Here is a 21563-nt window from a genome sequence, read left to right as displayed (position 1 = left end):
TAAAAAAGCGGCCTGGATAATCCAGACCGCTTTTTTTTCAGGCTCAGCGAACCTGAACCACCACTTTCCCGACCGCCTTGCGCTGGCCAAGATCATTGATCGCCTGTGCCGCATTGTTTAGCGGATACACCTGCGACACGAGCGGCTTCAACTTGCCTTCGGCAAACCAGCCAAACAATTGCTGGAAGTTTGATGCGTTGTCTTGAGGCTGACGCTGGGCGAACGAGCCCCAGAACACACCGACCACTGCCGCCCCTTTGAGCAGAGCGAGGTTCACCGGCAGTTCCGGAATGCGTCCACTGGCGAACCCGACCACCAGCAAGCGGCCGTTCCAGGCGATGGCGCGGACGGCCTGGTCGAACAGATCACCGCCGACCGGGTCGTAAATCACGTCGGCACCCTGGCCGTCGGTCAGGCGTTTGATCTCGTCCTTGAGGCTGGTTTCGCTGTAGTTGATCAGTTCATCGGCGCCGGCCGCCTTGGCCACGGCGAGTTTTTCGGCGCTGCTGGCGGCGGCGATGACGCGGGCGCCCATGGCTTTGCCGATTTCCACCGCGGCCAGGCCGACGCCGCCGGAAGCGCCCAGCACCAGCAGGGTTTCGCCCGGTTGCAGGTTGCCCCGTTGCTTGAGTGCGTGCATCGACGTGCCGTAGGTCATGCTGAACGCGGCGGCGGTGTTGAAGTCCATCGATGGCGGGATCGGCAGCACGTTGTAGCCCGGGACCGCGACCTGTTCGGCAAAACTGCCCCAGCCGGTCAGGGCCATGACCCGGTCTCCGACCTTGAGGTGGCTGACCTTTTCACCCACCGCACTGACCACGCCGGCCGCTTCGCCGCCCGGAGAAAACGGGAAGGGCGGCTTGAACTGGTATTTGCCCTCGATGATCAGCGTGTCAGGGAAATTCACCCCGGCGGCATGCACGTCCAGCAGGATTTCATTCTTCTTCGCGACAGGACTGGCGACGTCTTCCAGCACCAGCGATTCGGCAGGGCCGAAGGCTTTGCACAGCACGGCTTTCATCAGGGCTATTCCTTTGGGAGTGATGGCCGATAAGTGTAGGTGTGTGAGTCGATGGGTCAACGAGCATGCCCGACCCTGATAGCCAGCCATAAGCTTGTGCTTGAGCGGCGGGTCGTTATGCTAGGCCGCAAACCGGATAAGGAGCGAATTGTGAAAGCGTGGATCATGTTGTTGCTGGCCCTCTCTCTGCCCGTGGCAGCGATGGCCGAAGAAGCCAAAGAAGGTGAAGCTCCGAAGGTCAATTACATCACCCTGAGCCCGCCATTCGTGGGCAACTACGGGCTGGACGGCACGCCCAAGCTCAAGGTCTACAAGGCCGATGTGGCATTGCGTGTGACCGGTGACGAGGCGACCAAAGCGGTGAAGGCCAACGAGCCGTTGATCCGTAATCAGCTGGTGGCGTTGTTTGCGCAGCAGACGACCGAAACCATGAGCAACGTTGAAGCCAAGGAAAAGCTGCGTCAGGAAGCCCTGAAACAGACCCAGCAAGTGATGAACGATGAGACCGGCAAGCCGGTGGTTGAGGATTTGTTGTTCAACAACCTCATCATTCAATAAGATTTTTGTTGGCCGCAATGGCCCCTTCGCGAGCAAGCCCGCTCCCACATTTGATCTCGGTCTAATGAGGGAGCGGGCTTGCTCGCGAAGGCGGACTTTCAGGCACCGCATGGCTCAAGGCCTCAGTGCAATCACCGCCGCCCACTGCTCAGCAGTAACCGGCATCACCGAAAGCCGCGACCCCTTCTGCACCAACGGCATCTCGGCCAACGCCGTCTGCTGCTTCAAATAATCCAGCTTCAATACCTTCGCAAACGTCTCGACATGCGCCACATCAATCGCGCTCCAGGCGTTTTTCTCCGCTGTGGCCTTTGGATCGTAGTAATGACTTTCCGGCTCCAGGGCCGTCGGGTCCGGATACGCCGCTTCAACAATTTTTCCAATCCCGGCAATCCCGGGCTCAGGGCAGCTGGAGTGATAGAAGAAGAACTCGTCGCCCACCGCCATCGCCCGCAAAAAGTTACGTGCCTGATAGTTGCGAACCCCGTCCCAGCGCGCTTTGCCAAGCTTCGCAAGGTCTTTGATCGAGAGTTCATCGGGCTCGGATTTCATCAGCCAATAGGCCATGGTTTTTGCTCCTTGCGAGGTGAGTGGGCAAGTTGTCGGGCAATTTTATGACAAACCGACAGTCGGTTGACGCCAGCGTTTGCGTGTCAGTTCACGTTGTCGCAAAATGCCGGCCTTCTAAGCTTGACGCTGCTGCACGGCCTACACCTACAACGGAAACCGCTGCTGTCATCGTGTTGATGTGCCTTTGGGGGGCAATCGATGAAACGCAAACCGGATTTACTATGGATTTTGGTTATTTTGTTCGGCCTCGGCGTCGTGACCACCGGCTATGCCCAAAGCCTGTGGAACAACAAGACCGACGCGCCGATCGAAATCGCGCAGCAACAACAGCCGTCGGCCTTCAAGCGCTGATCCTGGCTTTCGGACGCCGCTGATTGCGGTGGCGTCTAACCTGCGAAATACCACGCCTTGTCTGTAACCGTTCCTTGCAACGGCACATCCCAGCTCGCCTGAGCCAATCGTTCTACTTTCTGACATTCATGGGCCAGCCCCAGCAACGTCGGCTTGCGCCAGTTTTTTCGGCGCGCCAGGTAGGCGAGGCTTCGATCGTAGAAACCGCCGCCCATTCCCAGGCGTCCGCCGACATCGTCAAACCCCACCAATGGCAACAGCACCAGGTCCAGCGCCCAGACTTTGCGCTGGCGGGCGAGGTTATGCCGGGGTTCGAGAATACGAAAGCGGTTGGGTTTCAGCTTTTCACCGGGACGAATCCGTTGGAACACCATCTTGGTTCGCGGCCAGGCACTGAGCACCGGTAGATACGTCGCCTTGCCCCGACGTTGCGCCGCGCGCAGCAAAACACGCGGGTCGATTTCACCGTCGGTGGGCAGATAAAGAGAAATGTGTTTTGCCCGGCGGAACAGCGGCTGCTGGGCCAATTGCTTGTATAGCCCGCGAGCAGCCTGGCGCTGTTGACTGGGTGTCAATGCGCGGCGTGCCTTGCGCAGCATGCGTCGAAGTTGCGGGCGGGGCAGCAGCGCAGGTTCGGTCATGGATTCAGGCTTCGACAGGACGGATACATAAAGCGTACCCGTAAAAAAGCCGATGCCGGTATTTAAACCCTCATCGGACTGGAATCAGGCTCCCCGGATGAACCGCTGCTGACTTAGCCCTTGAACCCGAAAGTTCAAGGTGGAAGATGCAGTAGGCTTTAAGGCTTTCCGTCTAGCGGACATGCACACCAGCCCAACGTGCAGCCTCCAGGGTAGTGCGAATCGGCTCAGGGACGTGGTCAACTGGCAAGCACCCCAGGGAGTGTTGCGAGTATACCCCAAGCGGTTTCGTGTTTCAGCCCTTGGTGACGTCCGGATCGGTAGCGAGTACCAGATCGACGCGATCCAGCAGGTCGCGAACCTGCTCGCGCGTCGAGCCGCTGGCCTGCACATCCGGGCGTTCTTCCTTGTGCAGAAGATCGTGGGTGATGTTCAGCGCGGCCATCACGGCGATACGGTCGGCACCGATGACTTTGCCGCTGCTGCGGATCTCGCGCATCTTGCCGTCCAGGTAACGGGCGGCGCTCACCAGGTTGCTGCGCTCTTCCTGGGGGCAGATGATCGAATACTCTTTATCGAGGATCTGCACGGTAACGCTATTGCTTGAACTCATGAGTCTTGCTCCAGGGCCTTGAGGCGCGAAATCATTGATTCGACCTTACGCCGGGCGATTTCGTTCTTTTCAATGAGGTGAGCGCGTTCCTCGCGCCAGGTTTTTTCCTGAGCTAATAGGAGTCCGTTTTGACTCTTAAGTTGCTCGACTCGGCTAATTAGCAGTTCGAGTCTGGCCATCAGCGCTTGCAGGTCGGTGTCTTCCATTATGTCCACTGAAAATTGAGTCTGATGAGTGGTAGCTGGCGGACAGCCTTTAATAGTCTTGGCGAGTCTGTCGATGTAGGATACAAGGCCTTCATTCTAGACATAGCGCCGTCTGGCGCCTAGCTGCCCATGCCCATTCAGAATTCCCCGTACCAAGCTTTCGCCACCCTGCTGACTTCCAGCGGTCATAACGTCTCGCCTGCCGAACTGCATGGCCTGCTGCTCGGCCGCAGTTGCGCCGGTGCCGGCTTCACTGCAGAAGAATGGTTGATCGATGCCGCCGAGCTGCTCGAAACCGAGCCACAGGATAATGTCCGCAACGCCTTGATCGGCTTGCAGGAGATGGTCAAGGGCGAGCTCACCGGCGACGACGTGACCGTCGTTCTGCTGCTGCCGACCGATGACGAGCCACTGGCTGACCGTGCCGCCGCACTGGGCCAATGGTGCCAGGGTTTCCTCAGCGGTTTCGGCCTGAACTGCCGTGACAGCAGCATGCTGAGCACCGAAGCCACCGAAGTGTTGCAGGATCTGGCCGCTATTTCCCAGGTGCAAGACGCCCTGGAAGAGTCCGAAGACGGCGAAAGCGACTACATGGAAGTGATGGAATACCTGCGCGTTGCGCCGCTGCTGCTGTTCTCCGAAACCAAAAAAGCAGATGCGCCGGCTGCGGCCAAGCCGTCGCTGCATTAATCGTTTGCCAGGGAAAGCCATCTGCCCATGATTCATATCCCGAAATCGGAATACAGCCGTCGCCGCAAGGCCCTGATGGCGCAGATGGAACCCAACAGCATCGCCATCCTGCCCGCCGCCGCGGTCGCCATTCGCAACCGTGACGTCGAGCACGTCTACCGCCAGGACAGCGATTTCCAGTACCTGAGCGGCTTCCCCGAACCGCAAGCCGTCATCGTGCTGATGCCCGGTCGCGAACATGGCGAATACATTCTGTTCTGCCGTGAGCGCAATGCCGAGCGCGAGTTGTGGGACGGCCTGCGCGCCGGCCAGGAAGGTGCGATCCGCGACTTCGGCGCCGACGATGCGTTTCCGATCACCGACATCGACGACATCCTGCCGGGCCTGATCGAAGGCCGCGATCGGGTGTATTCGGCCATGGGCAGCAACCCGGAATTCGACCGGCACCTGATGGAGTGGATCAACGTGATCCGCTCTAAAGCGCACCTCGGCGCCCAGCCGCCGAACGAATACGTTGCTCTGGATCATCTGCTGCACGACATGCGTCTGTATAAATCGGCGGCAGAAGTGAAGGTGATGCGCGAGGCCGCGCGGATTTCCGCCCAGGCGCACATCCGCGCGATGCAGGCCAGCCGGGCCGGGTTGCACGAATTCAGCCTCGAAGCCGAACTCGACTACGAGTTCCGCAAGGGCGGGGCGAAGATGCCGGCTTACGGTTCGATCGTCGCCGCCGGGCGCAACAGCTGCATCCTGCATTACCAGCAGAATGACGCGGTGCTCAAGGACGGCGACCTGGTGTTGATTGACGCCGGTTGCGAGATCGACTGCTACGCCAGCGACATCACCCGCACCTGGCCGGTCAACGGCAAATATTCAGCGGAGCAGAAAGCGATTTACGAGTTGGTGCTGGCCTCGCAAGAAGCCGCATTCGCCGAAATCGCCCCGAACAAACACTGGAATCAGGCGCACGAAGCCACGGTCCGGGTGATTACCACCGGGCTGGTGAAGTTGGGCCTGTTGCAGGGCGACGTCGACGAGTTGATCGCCAGCGAAGCCTATAAGGCGTTTTACATGCACCGCGCCGGCCATTGGCTGGGCATGGATGTGCATGACGTCGGCGAATACAAGGTTGGCGGCGAATGGCGTGTGCTGGAGGTCGGCATGGCGCTGACTGTCGAACCGGGGATCTACATCTCCCCGGACAACCAGAACGTAGCGAAGAAATGGCGCGGCATTGGCGTGCGCATTGAGGACGACGTGGTGGTCACCAAAACCGGTTGTGAAATCCTGACCCAAGGCGTGCCGAAAACGGTCGCCGAGATCGAGGCCTTGATGGCCGCCGCGCGGACACAAGCGGCATGAGTCGAGTCAATCTGGCCATTATTGGTGGCGGTCTGGTCGGTGCCAGCCTGGCATTGGCGTTGCAAGCCGGGGCCAAGGCTCGTGGCTGGAAGATCGTGTTGATCGAACCGTTTGCCCCCGGCCACACCTATCAACCGAGCTACGATGCCCGTTCTTCGGCGTTGTCCTACGGTGCCAAGCAGATTTATCAACGGTTGGGCGTGTGGCAGGAGATCTCCCGTCGTGCCGAGCCGATCAAGCAGATTCATGTCTCCGACCGTGGACGTTTCTCCACCGCGCGATTGTCGGCGATGGAAGAGGGCGTTCCGGCGCTGGGTTATGTGGTGGAAAACGCCTGGCTTGGCCAATCTCTCTGGCAAGGCCTGGACAAGGATGTAGTCACATGGCGTTGCCCGGCGGAAGTCACGCGCATGGAGCCGCTGACCGATGGCTATCGCCTGACCCTCAACGACGAAACCACCCTGGAGTGCGACCTTGCGGTACTCGCCGATGGCGGCCGATCCGGTCTGCGCGAGCAATTGGGCATCGGCATCATAAAGCGTCCGTACAACCAGAGCGCCTTGATCGCGAACATCACCCCGAGCGAAGCGCACAACGGCATGGCCTTCGAGCGCTTCACCGACGACGGCCCGATGGCGTTGTTGCCGCTGCCGGAAAACCGCTGCGCCCTGGTCTGGACCCGACTGGGCATGGACGCGCAACGGCTGGCGGCACTGGATGAACGCAGCTTCCTCAGCGAGTTGCAGGGCGTGTTCGGTTATCGCCTTGGCACCCTGAAACAAGTGGGCGCGCGGCATCTTTACCCGTTGACGCTGATCGAAGCCGAAGAGCAAGTGCGACCGCATCTGGCGATTCTCGGCAACGCAGCCCACAGCCTGCACCCGATTGCCGGCCAGGGTTTCAACCTGTCGTTGCGTGATGCACAGGCTCTGGCCGATGCGCTGCTGGCGAGCGAGACCTCGCCCGGCGATTTCGCGACCTTGCAGGCCTATCGCGAACGTCAGCGCATGGATCAGAACCTGACCGTGGGCTTCTCCGATCAGGTCACCCGTTTGTTCGGCAGCACGCAGCCACTGGTTTCGCTGGGCCGCAACATTGGCCTGCTCGGCCTCGATCTGTTGCCGCCGGCCAAGCGCTGGTTCGCCCGACAGGCCATGGGACTGGGTACGCGTCCCGATGCTTAAGTGGCTGGTTGGCACGTTCGGCAAAGCGCGGTTGATGCGTTGGTTCATGTCCTTCTATCCGCCGTACTTCGGTGCCGGGGTTCGGGTGCGGCACATCAGCGATGACTTCCGGGACATCCAGGTGTCCATGGGCCTGAGCTGGTACAACCGCAATTACGTCGGCACCCAGTTTGGCGGCAGCCTGTATTCGATGGTCGACCCGTTCTACATGCTGATGCTGATGGAAAACCTCGGGCGTCGATACATCGTCTGGGACAAGGCCGCTGACATCGATTTCATCGCGCCGGGCAAAGGCCCGGTGTTCGCCCGTTTCAGCATCGACGAGACTTTGCTCGACGAGATCCGCCGGCAGACAGCAAACGGCGAAAAATACCTGCCGCAGTTGCAGGTCGATGTTCATGACGGTGCCGGCGCCTTGGTGGCGCGGGTGCGGAAAACCCTTTACGTGCGGCTCAAGCCGCAAGCGAGACAGGCTTAAAGCATGGAATTGCGCGCAGATCTGCTGATTGTCGGGGCCGGAATGGTCGGCAGCGCCCTGGCGCTGGCGTTGCAGGACAGCGGGCTGGAAGTCCTGTTGCTGGACGGCAGCCCGATGAGCGTCAAACCCTTCGATGGCCAGGCGCCGTTCGAGCCGCGGGTGAGCGCGCTGTCGGCCGCCAGCCAGCGGATTCTCGAGCGCCTCGGCGTGTGGGACGGCATCGCCAATCGGCGCAGCAGCCCTTACACCGAAATGCAGGTCTGGGACGGCAGCGGCACGGGGCAGATCCATTTCTCGGCGGCCAGTGTGCATGCCGATGTGCTGGGCCATATCGTCGAGAACCGCGTGGTACAGGATGCCTTGCTCGACCGCTTGCACGACTGTGACCTGGGGATGTTGGCCAATGCGCGCCTGGAGCAGATGCGGCGCTCCGGCGATGACTGGCTGCTGACCCTGGCCGATGGCCGCACCTTGCGCGCGCCGCTGGTGATTGCGGCGGATGGCGCCAACTCGGCGGTGCGGCGTCTGACCGGCGTGGCCACGCGCGAGTGGGATTATCTGCACCACGCGATCGTCACCAGCGTGCGCAGTGCCAAACCTCATCAAATGACTGCTTGGCAGCGCTTTACCGACAACGGTCCACTGGCATTCCTGCCGCTGGAACGCGACGGTCAGCAGGATTGGTGTTCGATCGTCTGGTCGACCACGCCAAGCGAAGCCGAACGGCTGATGGCGCTGGACGACGCCGGTTTTTGTCTCGAATTGGAGCGCGCCTTTGAAGGCCGGCTCGGCACGGTGCTCAGCGCCGATCCGCGCGTGTGTGTGCCACTGCGTCAGCGCCATGCCAAGCGTTATGTGGCGGAAGGCCTGGCGTTAATCGGCGATGCGGCGCACACCATTCACCCGTTGGCCGGGCAGGGCGTGAACCTGGGTTTCCTCGATGCTGCCGTGCTGGCCGAAGTGTTGCTGCAAGCGGCGGAGCGCGGTGAGCGGTTGGCGGACGTGAAGGTGCTCAGTCGTTATGAGCGTCGGCGCATGCCGCACAACCTGGCGTTGATGGCGGCGATGGAAGGTTTCGAGCGCTTGTTCCAGGCCGATCCGTTGCCGGTGCGCTGGTTGCGTAATGCCGGGTTGAAGATGGTCGACCAGATGCCGGAGGCCAAAGCGTTGTTCGTGCGCGAGGCGTTGGGGTTGATCGGGGATTTGCCGGCGCTCGCCAAGGCCTGAATTTTGCGGTGAGGCTTAAGGCCTCTTCGCGGGCAAGCCTCGCTCCTACAGGTTTAGTGTCATTCTCTAATGTTGCGATTGACTCCATACCTGTAGGAGCGAGTCTTGCCCGCGAAGGGGCCGGTACATCCGCCACATATCTCACACTGTGCAACATCTGGTAACTCCTCCGCCAACTGATCGATTGAGATGGTAAATGTGAGTCCTTATCATTTGGCCTCACTTTTTCAATCGAGAGACCGCTCCCATGTTGGCACCGAAGCGTCTACTGACCGCACTCGCCCTGACCCTGATCGGCAGCACCGCTGCCCAGGCCGCCGACGAGGTGGTGGTTTACTCCTCGCGTATCGACGAGCTGATCAAACCGGTCTTCGATGCCTACACCGCCAAAACCGGCGTGCAGGTGAAGTTCATCACCGACAAGGAAGCGCCGCTGATGCAGCGGATCAAGGCCGAGGGCGAAAACGCCACCGCCGATCTGCTGCTGACCGTCGATGCCGGCAACCTCTGGCAGGCCGAGCAGATGGGCATCCTGCAACCGTTCACCTCCAAGGTGATCGACGCCAACATCCCGCTGCAATACCGCTCCTCCGCTCACGCCTGGACGGGCCTGAGCCTGCGGGCGCGGACCATCGCCTACTCCACCGACCGGGTGAAGCCGGGCGAGCTGACCACCTATGAAGGGCTGGCTGATAAAAACTGGGAAGGTCGCCTGTGCCTGCGCACCGCGAAGAAGGTCTACAACCAGTCCCTCACCGCCACCATGATCGAAGTGCACGGCGCTGACAAAACCGAGAAGATCCTCAAGGGCTGGGTGAATAACCTGTCCACCGATGTGTTCTCCGATGACATCGCGGTACTGGAAGCGATCAACGCCGGTCAATGCGACGTGGGCATCGTCAACACTTACTACTATGGCCGCCTGCACAAGCAGAAGCCTGACCTGGCGGTGAAGCTGTTCTGGCCGAACCAGGGCGACCGTGGCGTACACGTCAACCTGTCGGGCATCGGTTTGACCAAGCATGCACCGCACCCGGAAGCGGCCAAGGCCCTGGTTGAATGGATGACCACCCCTGAAGCGCAGAAGATCTTCGCTGACGTGAACCAGGAGTTCCCGGCCAACCCTGCGGTTCAGCCGTCTGCTGAAGTGGCGAGTTGGGGCAAGTTTGTGGCGGATACATTGCCGGTGGAGATTGCCGGCAAGCGTCAGGCTGAAGCGATTCGCATGATGGATCGCGCTGGCTGGAACTGAAGATCAAAAGATCGCAGCCTCGTTTCACGACAGCTCCTACAGGGGGCCAATGTAGGAGCTGTCGAGTGAAACGAGGCTGCGATCTTTTTGCGTTTTCCCTAAACTTCACGATTTTTCCGTGAGAGACCTTTCTTGGCCCACCCCGCCCAACGCCGCTGGTATCCCCTGGTCTTCGCCATCGCCGCGCTGGTCCTGCTGCCCCTGAGCGTTCTGTTTTTCTCCTGGCAAACCATCGATCACCAAATCTGGTCCCACCTCTGGGACACCCAGATGCCGCGCCTGCTGGGCAACACGCTGACGTTGGTACTCGGCGTCGGTATCGGCGTCACGCTTCTGGGCGTGAGCCTCGCCTGGCTGACCAGCCTCTGCGAATTCCCCGGTCGGCGCTGGCTGGACTGGGCGCTGATGCTGCCGTTCGCCATTCCCGCCTACGTGCTGGCCTTCGTCTTCGTCGGTCTGCTGGATTTCGCTGGCCCCGTGCAAACCCTGCTGCGCGAATGGTTCGGCAGCGGCCTCAGGTTGCCGAGAGTGCGTTCCACCGGCGGCGTCATCCTGGTTCTGGTGCTGGTGTTCTATCCCTACGTTTACCTGTTGGCACGCACCGCGTTCCTGGCCCAGGGCAAAGGCCTGATGGAAGCGGCGCGCGTGCTGGGGCAATCGCCGTGGCAGGCGTTCTGGCGCGTTGCCTTGCCGATGGCGCGGCCGGCGATTGGTGCCGGTGTGGCGTTGGCGCTGATGGAAACTCTGGCGGATTTCGGTGCGGTGTCGGTGTTCAACTTCGACACGTTCACCACGGCCATCTACAAAACCTGGTACGGATTTTTCAGCCTCTCCACCGCCGCGCAACTGGCCAGCCTGTTGCTGCTGGTGGTGATGGTCGTGTTGTACGGCGAACGTCGTGCGCGCGGGGCCAACCGCACGAGCAATGAGCGACCCCGGGTCAAGGCGCTTTATCACCTGCGGGGGTTCAAGGCGTTGGCGGCCATGAGTTGGTGTGGGCTAGTGTTCGCCTGTGCCTTTGTCATTCCGATGCTGCAACTGGTGGTGTGGTTCTGGCAGCGTGGACGCTTCGATCTGGATGAGCGTTACGCCGGGCTGATCGTCCACACCCTTTACCTGGGCGGCATGGCGGCCTTGATCACCGTCGGCGTTGCCCTGGTGCTGGCGTTTGCCCGGCGACTGGCGCCGACCCGGGCGATCCGTTCCGGTGTCAGCCTGGCCAATCTCGGCTACGCCCTGCCGGGTTCGGTGCTGGCGGTGTCGATCATGCTGGCGTTCAGTTATCTGGATCGCGAGCTGGTCATCCCGTTGTCGGGCTGGCTCGGCGGCGCGGGCAAGCCATTGCTGCTGGGCAGTCTGTCGGCGTTGTTGCTGGCCTATCTGGTGCGTTTCATCGCAGTGGCTTACGGGCCGCTGGAAAGCAGCCTGGCGCGAATACGGCCTTCTTTGCCCGAAGCGGCACGTAGCCTTGGCGTCAGTGGGCCACGACTGTTTTTCAAAGTGTATCTGCCGTTATTGCTGCCCGGCACGTTGAGCGCCGCGTTGCTGGTGTTCGTCGATGTGCTCAAGGAAATGCCCGCAACCCTGCTGATGCGCCCGTTTGGCTGGGACACGCTGGCCGTACGGATCTTTGAAATGACCAGCGAAGGCGAGTGGGCGAGGGCCTCGCTGCCGGCCCTGACTCTGGTTTTAGTCGGACTATTACCGGTCATCGGATTGATTCGACGTTCGGCGCATCGAAACGCCTAGGTGTCAGTCCTACACCTTGAGGCTACAATGCGCGGCATTCGGTGCGGTCCGTCCTACGGACTCGGTAGCTGAAAGCGGCTGTAAGCCTTCTATATCAAGGCTTTCACCCGTGAAGCACTTGCCCGCACCTTCGCCACGCCCGGAAGGAGAAACCCATGGGACAGCGTACGCCTCTGTATGACCTTCATCTCGCCCTCGGCGCGAAGATGGTCGATTTTGGCGGTTGGGATATGCCTCTGCATTACGGCTCGCAGGTCGAGGAACACCATCAGGTGCGCCGCGATTGCGGGGTTTTCGATGTATCCCACATGACCGTGATCGATGTCAGCGGCCCTCAGGCGAAAGCCTGGCTCCAGCATTTGCTGGCCAATGACGTCGAGCGCCTGCACAGCCCCGGCCGTGCCTTGTACAGCACCATGCTCAACGAGCGCGGCGGCATCGTCGACGACATGATCGTCTACCGTCTCGAGGAAGGATATCGGCTGGTGGTCAACGCCTCCACACGCAATCAGGACCTCGCCTGGATGCAGGCCCACATCGATGGTTTCGATGTGCAGCTCAACGAGCGCTCCGAACTGGCGATGCTGGCGATTCAAGGCCCGCATGCCCGGCACAAGATTTCCGAACTGGTGACCCAGTCCCGCGGCAACCTGATCCAGATGCTCAAGCCTTTTGAAGGCCAGCCTGACGGCGACTGGTTCATCGCGCGCACCGGTTATACCGGTGAAGATGGCCTGGAAATCGTGCTGCCGGCCAATCAGGCCCCAGGGTTTTTCAACGACCTGGTGGGCGCGGGCATTTCTCCTATCGGCCTGGGCGCCCGGGATACCTTGCGTGTCGAAGCCGGCATGAACCTGTACGGCCAGGACATTCACCAAGACGTTTCACCACTGGCCTCGAACATGGCCTGGAGCATTGCCTGGGAACCGGCCACTCGCCAGTTCATCGGTCGCAGCGCCCTGGAAGCCGAGCGGGCGGGTGGTGTGCAGCACAAACTGGTCGGTCTGGTCCTTGAGGAGCGTGGGGTTTTGCGCGCTCATCAAGTGGTCCGGATCGCCAATGTTGGCGAAGGAGAGATCACCAGTGGTAGTTTCTCTCCTACGCTTAGCAAGTCGATAGCACTGGCGCGCGTGCCGATGGCGACAGCCGACCGCGCAGAAGTGGAAATCCGTGGCAAGTGGTACCCGGTCCGAGTGGTCAAACCGACCTTCGTACGCCATGGCAAAACCTTGATCTAACCTTTTTGGCGGGCAACGACCGCTGACAATTCTCTTGAGGACACAGAACATGAGCGATATTCCTGCCGACCTGCGTTTTGCCGAAAGTCACGAATGGGCCCGCCTGGAAGCCGATGGCACCGTCACCGTGGGCATCAGCGATCACGCTCAGGAAGCCTTGGGCGATGTGGTGTTCGTTGAGCTGACCGAAGTCGGAAAAGTCTTCGCTGCCGGTGATCAATCCGGTGTCGTTGAGTCGGTTAAAGCCGCTTCCGACATTTATTCCCCGGTTTCCGGTGAAGTGATCGCGATCAACGAAGACCTGGGCGCTTCGCCTGAGCTGCTCAACACCGACCCGTACGGCGCGTGGATCTTCAAGCTCAAGCCAAGCAACCCGGCCGAGCTGGACAAGCTGCTTGATGCAGCTGGTTACAAGGCCGCCATCGGCGAGTAAGCCTTAAGCTTCATCCCAAAGCCCCGACTTGTCGGGGCTTTTTATTGCCCGATGATAATCCCTGTAGGAGCGAGGCTTACCCGCGAAGGCGGTGTGTCAGTCGATAGCTGATTGGCTGACACGCCGCCTTCGCGGGCAAGCCTCGCTCCTACAAGGGATCGCTGTCGGCAGCGGCTGCTATGCTGGTTTGACCGTGTTGCATCGACGTTGAGCGCCAGTCAAGAGAGAGCCCGTCATGTCCCAGTTGCCGTCCTTGAGCCAGTTACGCGACCCCAATGCCTTTCTTCGCCGCCACCTCGGGCCCGATGCCGCCGAGCAGCAGGCGATGCTCGACAGCCTCGGCCTCGGCAGTCGGGTTGAGCTGATCGAGCAGACAGTGCCGCCGGGAATCCGCCTGAACCGGGCGCTCGATTTACCACCCGCCCTTGACGAAGAAGCCGCGCTGGCCAAGCTGCGTGGGTACGCCGAGCAGAACCAGGTCTGGACCAGCCTGATCGGCATGGGCTACCACGGCACGCTCACACCGACCGTCATTCTGCGCAACGTGCTGGAAAATCCCGGTTGGTACACCGCCTACACGCCTTATCAACCGGAGATCGCCCAAGGCCGGCTCGAAGCACTGCTGAATTTCCAACAATTGACCATCGACCTGACAGGTCTGGAGCTGGCCAACGCATCGCTGCTCGATGAAGCCACGGCGGCGGCGGAAGCCATGGCGTTGGCCAAGCGGGTCGCCAAGTCCAGAAGCAATCTGTTCTTCGTCGATGAGAACTGCCATCCACAAACCATTTCCGTGGTGCAGACCCGCGCTGAAGGCTTCGGTTTCGAGCTGATTATCGACGCTGTGGATAACTTGAAGCAGCACCAGGTGTTTGGCGCGTTGCTGCAGTATCCCGACACACACGGCGAGATCCGCGATCTGCGCCCATTGATCGATCACCTGCATGCCCAGCAAGCGCTGGCCTGTGTCGCGACGGATCTGCTGAGCCTACTGTTGTTGACCCCGCCGGGGGAGCTGGGCGCCGACGTGGTGTTCGGCTCATCCCAGCGTTTTGGCGTGCCGATGGGTTACGGCGGACCGCACGCGGCGTTTTTTGCCAGCCGCGATGAGTACAAACGGGCGATTCCCGGGCGGATCATCGGCGTCTCGAAAGACGCTCGCGGCAACACCGCGTTGCGCATGGCCCTGCAAACCCGCGAACAACATATCCGCCGGGAGAAGGCCAACTCGAACATCTGCACCGCCCAAGTGTTGCTGGCCAACATCGCCAGTTTCTATGCGGTCTACCACGGTCCGGAAGGGTTGAAGCAGATTGCCCAGCGCGTCCATCGACTGACCTGCATCCTCGCCACTGGCCTGGAGCGTCACGGCATCACCCGCCTCAACACACACTTTTTCGACACGCTGACGCTGGAGGTCGGTGGCACACAGACGGCAATCATCGAAAGTGCCCAGGCCGCACAGATCAATTTGCGCATTCTCGGGCGCGGGAAACTGGGGCTGAGCCTCGACGAAACCTCCGACGAAACCACGGTGGCGAAACTGTTCGATGTGTTCCTCGGTTCCGATCATGGGCTGAACGTCGACGAACTGGATGCTGAAGTGCTGTCTTCCGGCATTCCCGCAGGTCTGCTGCGCACCTCGCCTTATCTGCGTCATCCGGTGTTCAGCGCCCATCACAGCGAAACCGAGATGCTGCGCTACCTCAAGCAACTGGAAAACAAGGACCTGGCGCTCAATCAATCGATGATCCCGCTGGGCTCCTGCACCATGAAACTCAATGCCACCAGCGAGATGATCCCCATTACCTGGCCGCAATTCGCCCATCTGCACCCGTTTGTGCCAAAAGAGCAGGCGGTGGGTTATTCACTGATGATCGAGGAGCTGGAGCGCTGGCTCTGCGCGATTACCGGTTTTGACGCGATCTGCATGCAACCCAACTCCGGCGCGCAAGGCGAGTACGCCGGGTTGCTGGCGATCCGCAAATACCACGAGAGCCGTCATGAAGGGGCGCGAGACATCTGCCTGATCCCGTCCTCGGCCCACGGCACCAACCCGGCCTCGGCGCAGATGGCCGGGATGCGCGTGGTGATCGTCGAGTGCGATGAGGCGGGCAACGTCGATCTGGATGACCTCAAAGGCAAGGCTGCGGACGCGGGCGACAAACTCGCGTGTCTGATGGCGACGTATCCGTCGACTCACGGCGTGTATGAAGAAGGCATCAGCGAAATCTGTGAAGTTATCCACAGCCACGGCGGCCAGGTGTACATGGATGGCGCCAACCTCAACGCGCAAGTCGGATTGGCGCGGCCGGCGGATATTGGCGCCGACGTGTCCCACATGAACCTGCACAAGACCTTCTGCATTCCCCATGGCGGCGGAGGGCCGGGCATGGGCCCGATTGGTGTGCGTGCGCACTTGGCGCCGTTCGTCGCCAATCATCCGGTGATGCCGATTGAAGGACCGCTGGCACAAAACGGCGCAGTCAGTGCGGCGCCTTGGGGCAGCGCGAGTATTTTGCCAATCAGCTGGATGTACATCGCGATGATGGGGCCGCAATTGGCGGATGCCAGCGAGGTGGCGATCCTCGCCGCTAATTACCTCGCGCAGCATTTATCCGGGGCGTTCCCCGTGCTCTATACCGGGCGCAACGAGCGGGTAGCGCACGAATGCATTCTGGATTTGCGACCACTCAAGGCGCTGACCGGGATCAGTGAAGAAGACGTGGCCAAGCGCCTGATGGATTACGGTTTCCATGCGCCGACCATGTCATTCCCGGTGCCGGGTACGCTGATGGTCGAGCCGACCGAGAGTGAGTCAAAGGCCGAGCTGGACCGGTTTATCGGCGCAATGCTGAGCATTCGCGCGGAAATCACCGAGGTGCAGAACGGTAACTGGCCAGCTGAGGACAACCCGCTGAAGCGAGCGCCGCATACCCTGGCCGACATCACCGGGATTTGGGAACGGCCTTACAGCATCGAGCAAGCAGTGACGCCGGATGCGCACACCAAGGCGCACAAGTATTGGCCGGTGGTGAATCGGGTGGATAACGTCTATGGCGACCGGAACCTGTTCTGCGCCTGCGTGCCGGTCGACGATTACCGCTAATAATACCGACCCCTGTAGGAGCGAGGCTTGCCCGCGAAAGCAGTGTGTCAGTTGACGTAAATGTTGAGTGTTAAATCGCTTTCGCGGGCAAGCCTCGCTCCTACAGGGGTTTTGTGTTGGGCGAAAAAATACCGCTCATGTGAGCGGCATTTTTTGTTCGGCTGAAATGCTTACTCCGAAGCCACGGCGTTCTTCGCCAGGATCGCATTCGCCAGTTCCATGTCCGTCGCCTGCAGGCCCGGATTGTCGGCGCGGACTTTCTGCATTGCTGCTTCCAGGTAAGGGCCGCGAATGCCGCCGTCACTGGCGACGAAGCTGCCGGCATCGTCCTGCGCGGCAACGATCAGCTTGTGATCCTTGAAGGTCAGGTAGGTCGAACCGGTGGTCGCACCGGACGAAATGACGTTACGCCAAAAGCTATCGGCCATCGCCGAACCGACTGGAAGGGACAACAAGGCGATGGTAGCGACAGCAAGTTTGAGACGCATGATGGGTGACTCCACTGGTTAACTACGGGGTTGGATCGCCATTTCCCCAATCCAGTTCCATGACGGCCGCGCCTACTTTTGTTCGCTCTGCGGCGTTACTCGCAATACCTCCTCGATCGTCGTCAACCCGGCGGCCACTTTCTGCGCCCCCGACAACCGCAAACTGCGCATGCCTTCCTTGAACGCCTGACGCCGCACCGCGAGCAAATCGGTGTCGGGGTTGATCAGTGCTTTGACCCCATCCGTCAGCTGCATGATTTCGTAGACCCCGGCGCGGCCGCGATAGCCGGTGTCGCGACATTCCAGGCAACCGATGGCGCGCTGGGCATTGGTGGGCAGCGGCGCTTGCCAGGGTTTGGTCAGGGTTTGCCAGTCTTCTTCACCCAACGTCAGCGGTGCCTTGCAGTGCGGGCACAAAGTCCGGACGAGGCGCTGGGCCATGACGCCGAGCACCGTGGCCTTGATCAGGTAATGCGGCACGCCGAGTTCCAGCAGGCGGCTGATGGCGCTGGGCGCATCGTTGGTGTGCAGCGTCGATAGCACCAAGTGACCGGTGAGCGCAGCCTGAATCGCCATTTCGGCGGTTTCGAGGTCGCGGATCTCGCCGATCATGATGATGTCCGGATCCTGTCGCATCAGCGCGCGCACGCCGGCGGCGAAAGTCAGGTCGATGTTGTGCTGGACCTGCATCTGGTTGAACGCCGGTTCGACCATTTCAATCGGGTCTTCGATGGTGCAGAGGTTGACCTCCGGCGTCGCCAGTTTCTTGAGCGTGGTGTACAGCGTGGTGGTTTTGCCGGAACCGGTCGGCCCTGTCACCAGAATGATGCCGTTGGGCTGGCGGGTCATGTCCTGCCAGCGGCGCAGGTCTTCGGCGGAGAAACCCAGCTGGTCGAAGTCCTTGAGCAGTACTTCCGGGTCGAAGATCCGCATGACCATTTTTTCGCCGAACGCCGTCGGCAAGGTCGACAGCCGCAACTCGACTTCGCCGCCGTCCGGGGTCTTGGTCTTTACCCGGCCGTCCTGGGGTTTGCGTTTTTCCGCGACGTTCATCCGCCCGAGGCTTTTCAGGCGGCTGACGATGGCCATCGTCACTTGCGGCGGGAATTGATAGACGTTGTGCAGCACGCCGTCGATGCGAAAGCGCACTGTGCCTTGCTCGCGTCGGGGTTCGATGTGGATATCACTGGCGCGCTGCTGGAAGGCGTACTGGAACAACCAGTCGACGATGTTGACGATGTGCGCGTCGTTGGCGTCCGGTTCCTGGTCGCTGGCGCCGAGGTTGAGCAGTTGCTCGAAGTTGCCCAGGGAGCTGGTTTGCTGATCGGCATTGGTCGCACCGCTGACCGATTTGGCCAGGCGGAAAAACTCGACGCTGAAGCGCTGAATGTCCACCGGGTTGGCCACTACGCGTTTGATTGGCAGCTTCAACACGTGGGTCAGGTCAGCTTCCCAGCCGTTGACGTAAGGCTGGGCGCTGGCCACGGTCACCGCGTCGCGGTCGATGGACACCGCCAGGATCTTGTGGCGCTGGGCGAAGGCGTAGGACATCAGCGGGGTGATGGCCGCGACGTTGATTTTCAGCGGATCGATGCGCAAGTAAGGCTGACCGGCCTGTTGTGACAGCCACAGGGTCAGGCTTTCCAGGTCGAGGTGTTTGCCCGGACGGCTGAGGTCGTCCAGGTGCTGGCTGGCGATGAACTCCAGGGGATGCATCTGGCCATTGGCGGCATGCCGGCGGCGGGCATTGAGCGCGTGTTCGGCCGAGTCCTGGCTGATAAAGCCTTGGGCGACCAGTTCACGCAGCAAATCATTGAGATCCAGCCAGCGGTCCTGAATGGCAAGTTGAACGGACATGCGGGCTCCTTATGAACAACAGTTCGCAAAGGATAGTCGCGGACCCGCCGACCGTTGGGCCACTACCCGACGAAGCCGTGTCGAGGTTTGTCAGCCAGCCGCCTGAGCCGGCTCATTCCATGCCGAATCAGCGGCTTGCAGCTCGACCGAGCACACGCTGATCAGGTTACGTAATTTGTCCGCAATCACTTCGGCGCGATGCCAGCTCAGCCCTTCCATGACGATGTCGATCGACATCAAATCGTCCATCCGCTGCGCATTGACCCGTTGCGGCGTCAGTAACTGTAAAGCGAAAAAGTTGAGCGCCCGGCACAGCAGGTCCGGCTCTGCTTCGGCCAGCAGTTGGTAATGAACGCGGCAGTGCGCGTTGCCGGCGCTCCAGACATCGGCGCGGGTGGGCGAGGTGTTCACGGCTTCCAGGTGCGGCATGGTCGGTCTCCAAATCAATGGAGAAATTTTTACATTCGGTGCGGGGCATTTCTTATCTATGATTGGGCTTATTGGCTGTTTTTCGAATTGTTTGATTCGGTTGGTTATTAATCACGGGTTTATTTATGCACAACGAGCTGGATGGCTACGACCGCAAGATTCTCGCGTTGCTTCAAGAAGACTCTTCGCTCTCCAGCGCGCAGATCGCCGAGCAGGTGGGGCTGTCCCAATCGCCATGCTGGCGACGGATTCAGCGAATGAAGGAGGAGGGGATTATTCGGGGGCAGGTGACGTTGCTTGACCGGAAGAAGATTGGCCTTAACACGCAGATCTTTGCCGAGATCAAACTCAACGCGCACGGGCGCTCGAACTTCACCGAATTCACCGAGGCGATTCGTGGTTTTCCCGAAGTACTGGAATGTTATGTGTTGATGGGGTCAGTGGATTTCTTGCTGCGGATTGTTACGGCGGACATCGAGGCGTATGAGCGGTTTTTCTTTGAGAAGCTGTCGATGGTGCCGGGGATTCAGGAAGTGAACTCGATTGTGGCGTTGTCGGAGATCAAGTCGACGACGAGTTTGCCGGTCTAGGGTATACGGTGAATGTGCGGGCCTCTTCGCGGGCAAGCCTCGCTCCTACAGGGATTGCATAAAACCTGTAGGAGCGAGGCTTGCCCGCGAAGGCGTCATCACATACGCAGCAGCATTTTCCAGGCACGATTCTGATAAACCGCAATCGCCTGCTGCTTGCGCGCATCCAGCGATTCATCGGTGATCGGTTCGTTAGCCAATTGCGCCAGTTGCTTCAGCTCGCCGTACAGGCGATCCATTTCCGGGATGTCCAGCACGCCACGGGCATGGTGCAGCCAGGCCTGGATGCGCTCGATGCGCGGCAGTTGCTCGGCCAAATCTTCCGGCTGTTGCTGATAACGCTGCAATTGCAGGGACGTCGCTTCTTCACCCAGCAAACGCGGCAACCAACTACCCAACTGCGCAGCGCCCTGGCGATTGCCACGAACGTTGCGATCAGCCGCCCAGGTGCGGGCCAGCAACCAACGGGAAGTGTTCAGCGAGAACAAGCCCCAACGCGGGTCTTCCAGTTCTTCGAGGAACTGCTCCGGCGCGGCTTTGCGTACGTCTTCGTCGTCGATACCGGCTTGCACCAGCGGACGCCAGTCTTCGAGCAAGGCATCCAGTGCGACGCGCAGATCGTGAGTCGACTGACGCGGTGCGGCTTGACCCAGGCTACTGAGCAAGGCGCGCAACTCAGCGAGGTTCTCGACCCAGTCCAGCAACAGGCGCCAGTGGCCGTTGAAGCGATACTGCTCGGCCAGACGCTGGCTGCTGCTCAGCAAATGCCAGCTCAGCGCGGCGAATGCGTCATCCAGCGGCGTCTCAGCGGTGATTTGTGGCGCCGGCAGGCTCAACGAATAGCTGTTGGCGTCGTACAAACGATAACCACGCTCGGCCTTGCTGATGTCACACGGCATCAGGGCCAGGGTCGCGGCCAGTTCGGCGGCCAGTTCCAGCAGGGCAGCCGGCTCGCCTTCGCGCAGTTCCAGTTCCAGCTCGCAGATTTCTTCTTTCTGCTTGCCGACCACCACGTGGCCCAGGTCCAGCGCGGCTTCGATGACCACTTTGGTCTTGCCACGGCCCCAGGCGATTTCGGCGCGTTCGCGAACGAAATCGGTGGTGAAGATCGGTTTCAGGGTCTTCTTGTCCAGCTCGGCCAATTCTTCTGGCCAGCATTCGCCGTCGAGTTTTTTCACGTCGAGCTTGGCTTTGGGCAGGTTCCAGTCGTATTCGTTACGCTCGGACAGACCGGCGACGCTCTGGCCGCGGGTCTTCAGCGTTTGAATCACTTCTTCGCCATCCTTGCGCAGGCGCAGGGCAACCTTGGCGCGGGCCAGGTCGCGCTCAGGCGTGTCGAAGTATTGGTTCATCAACTCACGGCGTTCCCAGCCACTTTTGTTGCGTTTTTTCAGGAGCGGGTGCTCGCGCAGGGCAGCGAGGGTTTCGCGGCTGACGCGGAGTTTGATTTCGGTTTCTTTCTGCATGGCCGGAAAATCCAAGATCGGGAGCGCAGCCGGGGGGAATGTGTGGCTGCC

Annotated in this window: 22 protein-coding genes and 1 other RNA gene; 13 read left to right on the top strand and 10 right to left on the bottom strand. The window is 60.6% G+C overall.

Annotated elements, in window-relative coordinates:
- Nucleotides 1-43 precede the first annotated feature (43 nt).
- Nucleotides 44-1021: an NADPH:quinone oxidoreductase family protein gene (locus ACA049_RS29420; RefSeq protein WP_497331767.1), complete on the bottom strand. Its 978-nt coding sequence runs from the start codon at nt 1019-1021 to the stop codon at nt 44-46.
- Nucleotides 1022-1171: 150 nt separating this feature from the next.
- On the opposite strand from ACA049_RS29420, the gene ACA049_RS29415 reads away from it, so the two are divergent.
- Complete coding sequence (locus ACA049_RS29415; RefSeq protein WP_497331765.1) at nt 1172-1579, top strand: flagellar basal body-associated protein FliL; 408 nt, start codon at nt 1172-1174, stop codon at nt 1577-1579.
- A 114-nt stretch (nt 1580-1693) separates the two neighbouring features.
- On the opposite strand, the gene ACA049_RS29410 is transcribed toward ACA049_RS29415, so the two are convergent.
- Nucleotides 1694-2146: an EVE domain-containing protein gene (locus ACA049_RS29410; RefSeq protein WP_497331763.1), complete on the bottom strand. Its 453-nt coding sequence runs from the start codon at nt 2144-2146 to the stop codon at nt 1694-1696.
- Between the two features lie 201 nt (nt 2147-2347).
- Here ACA049_RS29410 and ACA049_RS29405 point away from each other — a divergent pair, with 201 nt between their 5' ends.
- Nucleotides 2348-2500, top strand: a complete 153-nt coding sequence (locus ACA049_RS29405) for a hypothetical protein (protein WP_007942433.1) — start codon at nt 2348-2350, stop codon at nt 2498-2500.
- A 35-nt stretch (nt 2501-2535) separates the two neighbouring features.
- Here the strand turns inward: ACA049_RS29405 and ACA049_RS29400 are convergent, their stop codons facing one another.
- The 4 genes from ACA049_RS29400 to ACA049_RS29385 all read right to left on the bottom strand — a co-directional run bounded on the left by ACA049_RS29400 (nt 2536) and on the right by ACA049_RS29385 (nt 3960).
- Nucleotides 2536-3141, bottom strand: coding sequence for a 5-formyltetrahydrofolate cyclo-ligase (locus tag ACA049_RS29400; protein WP_046045124.1), 606 nt, complete (start codon nt 3139-3141; stop codon nt 2536-2538).
- Nucleotides 3142-3227: 86 nt separating this feature from the next.
- Nucleotides 3228-3406: non-coding RNA, 6S RNA (gene ssrS, locus ACA049_RS29395), on the bottom strand.
- 30 nt (nt 3407-3436) lie between these two features.
- On the bottom strand, nt 3437-3754 hold the full coding sequence (locus tag ACA049_RS29390; protein ID WP_007942435.1) for a cell division protein ZapA: 318 nt from the start codon (nt 3752-3754) through the stop codon (nt 3437-3439).
- Nucleotides 3751-3960 carry a TIGR02449 family protein gene (locus ACA049_RS29385; protein ID WP_007942437.1) on the bottom strand — a complete coding sequence of 70 codons (210 nt, stop codon included), beginning with the start codon at nt 3958-3960 and terminating at the stop codon, nt 3751-3753. Before ACA049_RS29385 ends, ACA049_RS29390 begins: the two co-directional genes overlap by 4 nt.
- A 129-nt stretch (nt 3961-4089) precedes the next feature.
- Here ACA049_RS29385 and ACA049_RS29380 point away from each other — a divergent pair, with 129 nt between their 5' ends.
- From ACA049_RS29380 to gcvP, 10 genes are all read left to right on the top strand, one after another.
- The gene (locus tag ACA049_RS29380) at nt 4090-4650 is read left to right on the top strand and encodes a YecA/YgfB family protein (RefSeq protein ID WP_497331761.1); all 561 of its coding nucleotides are present in this window, start codon (nt 4090-4092) and stop codon (nt 4648-4650) included.
- A gap of 27 nt (nt 4651-4677) precedes the next feature.
- Nucleotides 4678-6012, top strand: coding sequence for a Xaa-Pro aminopeptidase (pepP, locus tag ACA049_RS29375; protein WP_497331759.1), 1335 nt, complete (start codon nt 4678-4680; stop codon nt 6010-6012).
- On the top strand, nt 6009-7196 hold the full coding sequence (ubiH, locus tag ACA049_RS29370; protein WP_497331757.1) for a 2-octaprenyl-6-methoxyphenyl hydroxylase: 1188 nt from the start codon (nt 6009-6011) through the stop codon (nt 7194-7196). Before pepP ends, ubiH begins: the two co-directional genes overlap by 4 nt.
- Nucleotides 7189-7674 (top strand): DUF4442 domain-containing protein, encoded by a 486-nt coding sequence (locus tag ACA049_RS29365; RefSeq protein WP_497331755.1) that lies wholly within the window; start codon nt 7189-7191, stop codon nt 7672-7674. The genes ubiH and ACA049_RS29365 overlap by 8 nt, the downstream gene beginning before the upstream one ends.
- Nucleotides 7675-7683: 9 nt before the next feature.
- Complete coding sequence (locus ACA049_RS29360; RefSeq protein ID WP_497337008.1) at nt 7684-8901, top strand: 2-octaprenyl-3-methyl-6-methoxy-1,4-benzoquinol hydroxylase; 1218 nt, start codon at nt 7684-7686, stop codon at nt 8899-8901.
- Between the two features lie 247 nt (nt 8902-9148).
- On the top strand, nt 9149-10153 hold the full coding sequence (locus ACA049_RS29355) for an extracellular solute-binding protein (RefSeq protein WP_111448362.1): 1005 nt from the start codon (nt 9149-9151) through the stop codon (nt 10151-10153).
- Between the two features lie 132 nt (nt 10154-10285).
- Entirely contained in the window at nt 10286-11902 is a 1617-nt protein-coding gene (locus ACA049_RS29350; protein ID WP_497331753.1) for an ABC transporter permease, read from the top strand.
- Between the two features lie 155 nt (nt 11903-12057).
- Nucleotides 12058-13140 carry a glycine cleavage system aminomethyltransferase GcvT gene (gene gcvT / locus ACA049_RS29345; protein WP_497331751.1) on the top strand — a complete coding sequence of 361 codons (1083 nt, stop codon included), beginning with the start codon at nt 12058-12060 and terminating at the stop codon, nt 13138-13140.
- A gap of 49 nt (nt 13141-13189) precedes the next feature.
- Nucleotides 13190-13573, top strand: a complete 384-nt coding sequence (gene gcvH / locus ACA049_RS29340) for a glycine cleavage system protein GcvH (RefSeq protein ID WP_497331749.1) — start codon at nt 13190-13192, stop codon at nt 13571-13573.
- A 235-nt stretch (nt 13574-13808) separates the two neighbouring features.
- On the top strand, nt 13809-16682 hold the full coding sequence (gcvP, locus tag ACA049_RS29335) for an aminomethyl-transferring glycine dehydrogenase (RefSeq protein WP_497331747.1): 2874 nt from the start codon (nt 13809-13811) through the stop codon (nt 16680-16682).
- Nucleotides 16683-16852: 170 nt separating this feature from the next.
- On the opposite strand, the gene ACA049_RS29330 is transcribed toward gcvP, so the two are convergent.
- The 3 genes from ACA049_RS29330 to ACA049_RS29320 all read right to left on the bottom strand — a co-directional run bounded on the left by ACA049_RS29330 (nt 16853) and on the right by ACA049_RS29320 (nt 19456).
- Entirely contained in the window at nt 16853-17173 is a 321-nt protein-coding gene (locus tag ACA049_RS29330; protein ID WP_169857239.1) for a DUF2388 domain-containing protein, read from the bottom strand.
- A 69-nt stretch (nt 17174-17242) separates the two neighbouring features.
- Nucleotides 17243-19027 (bottom strand): type IV pilus assembly ATPase TfpB, encoded by a 1785-nt coding sequence (gene tfpB / locus ACA049_RS29325; protein WP_497296552.1) that lies wholly within the window; start codon nt 19025-19027, stop codon nt 17243-17245.
- A 90-nt stretch (nt 19028-19117) separates the two neighbouring features.
- Nucleotides 19118-19456 (bottom strand): ACT-like domain-containing protein, encoded by a 339-nt coding sequence (locus tag ACA049_RS29320; protein ID WP_497331745.1) that lies wholly within the window; start codon nt 19454-19456, stop codon nt 19118-19120.
- A gap of 125 nt (nt 19457-19581) precedes the next feature.
- Between ACA049_RS29320 and ACA049_RS29315 the strand changes: the two genes are divergently transcribed.
- The gene (locus ACA049_RS29315) at nt 19582-20046 is read left to right on the top strand and encodes an Lrp/AsnC family transcriptional regulator (RefSeq protein ID WP_497331743.1); all 465 of its coding nucleotides are present in this window, start codon (nt 19582-19584) and stop codon (nt 20044-20046) included.
- 98 nt (nt 20047-20144) lie between these two features.
- Here the strand turns inward: ACA049_RS29315 and ACA049_RS29310 are convergent, their stop codons facing one another.
- Nucleotides 20145-21512 carry a CYTH domain-containing protein gene (locus ACA049_RS29310; protein ID WP_497331741.1) on the bottom strand — a complete coding sequence of 456 codons (1368 nt, stop codon included), beginning with the start codon at nt 21510-21512 and terminating at the stop codon, nt 20145-20147.
- Nucleotides 21513-21563: the final 51 nt, after the last annotated feature.

It is taken from the genome of Pseudomonas sp. LBUM1662 (assembly GCF_059695915.1).
This window is presented reverse-complemented; position numbering and strand designations above follow the sequence as displayed.

What these genes read in the sequence shown, in the direction of transcription:
- gcvH (WP_497331749.1), top strand. Translation starts at nt 13,190, where the DNA reads ATGAGCGATATTCCTGCCGACCTGCGTTTTGCCGAAAGTCACGAATGG.
- ACA049_RS29405 (WP_007942433.1), top strand. Translation starts at nt 2,348, where the DNA reads ATGAAACGCAAACCGGATTTACTATGGATTTTGGTTATTTTGTTCGGC.
- ACA049_RS29355 (WP_111448362.1), top strand. Translation starts at nt 9,149, where the DNA reads ATGTTGGCACCGAAGCGTCTACTGACCGCACTCGCCCTGACCCTGATC.
- ACA049_RS29410 (WP_497331763.1), bottom strand. Translation starts at nt 2,146, where the DNA reads ATGGCCTATTGGCTGATGAAATCCGAGCCCGATGAACTCTCGATCAAA.
- ACA049_RS29380 (WP_497331761.1), top strand. Translation starts at nt 4,090, where the DNA reads ATGCCCATTCAGAATTCCCCGTACCAAGCTTTCGCCACCCTGCTGACT.
- gcvP (WP_497331747.1), top strand. Translation starts at nt 13,809, where the DNA reads ATGTCCCAGTTGCCGTCCTTGAGCCAGTTACGCGACCCCAATGCCTTT.
- ACA049_RS29385 (WP_007942437.1), bottom strand. Translation starts at nt 3,960, where the DNA reads ATGGAAGACACCGACCTGCAAGCGCTGATGGCCAGACTCGAACTGCTA.
- pepP (WP_497331759.1), top strand. Translation starts at nt 4,678, where the DNA reads ATGATTCATATCCCGAAATCGGAATACAGCCGTCGCCGCAAGGCCCTG.
- ACA049_RS29310 (WP_497331741.1), bottom strand. Translation starts at nt 21,512, where the DNA reads ATGCAGAAAGAAACCGAAATCAAACTCCGCGTCAGCCGCGAAACCCTC.
- tfpB (WP_497296552.1), bottom strand. Translation starts at nt 19,027, where the DNA reads ATGTCCGTTCAACTTGCCATTCAGGACCGCTGGCTGGATCTCAATGAT.
- ACA049_RS29420 (WP_497331767.1), bottom strand. Translation starts at nt 1,021, where the DNA reads ATGAAAGCCGTGCTGTGCAAAGCCTTCGGCCCTGCCGAATCGCTGGTG.
- ACA049_RS29365 (WP_497331755.1), top strand. Translation starts at nt 7,189, where the DNA reads ATGCTTAAGTGGCTGGTTGGCACGTTCGGCAAAGCGCGGTTGATGCGT.
- ACA049_RS29390 (WP_007942435.1), bottom strand. Translation starts at nt 3,754, where the DNA reads ATGAGTTCAAGCAATAGCGTTACCGTGCAGATCCTCGATAAAGAGTAT.
- ACA049_RS29400 (WP_046045124.1), bottom strand. Translation starts at nt 3,141, where the DNA reads ATGACCGAACCTGCGCTGCTGCCCCGCCCGCAACTTCGACGCATGCTG.
- ACA049_RS29315 (WP_497331743.1), top strand. Translation starts at nt 19,582, where the DNA reads ATGCACAACGAGCTGGATGGCTACGACCGCAAGATTCTCGCGTTGCTT.
- gcvT (WP_497331751.1), top strand. Translation starts at nt 12,058, where the DNA reads ATGGGACAGCGTACGCCTCTGTATGACCTTCATCTCGCCCTCGGCGCG.
- ubiH (WP_497331757.1), top strand. Translation starts at nt 6,009, where the DNA reads ATGAGTCGAGTCAATCTGGCCATTATTGGTGGCGGTCTGGTCGGTGCC.
- ACA049_RS29320 (WP_497331745.1), bottom strand. Translation starts at nt 19,456, where the DNA reads ATGCCGCACCTGGAAGCCGTGAACACCTCGCCCACCCGCGCCGATGTC.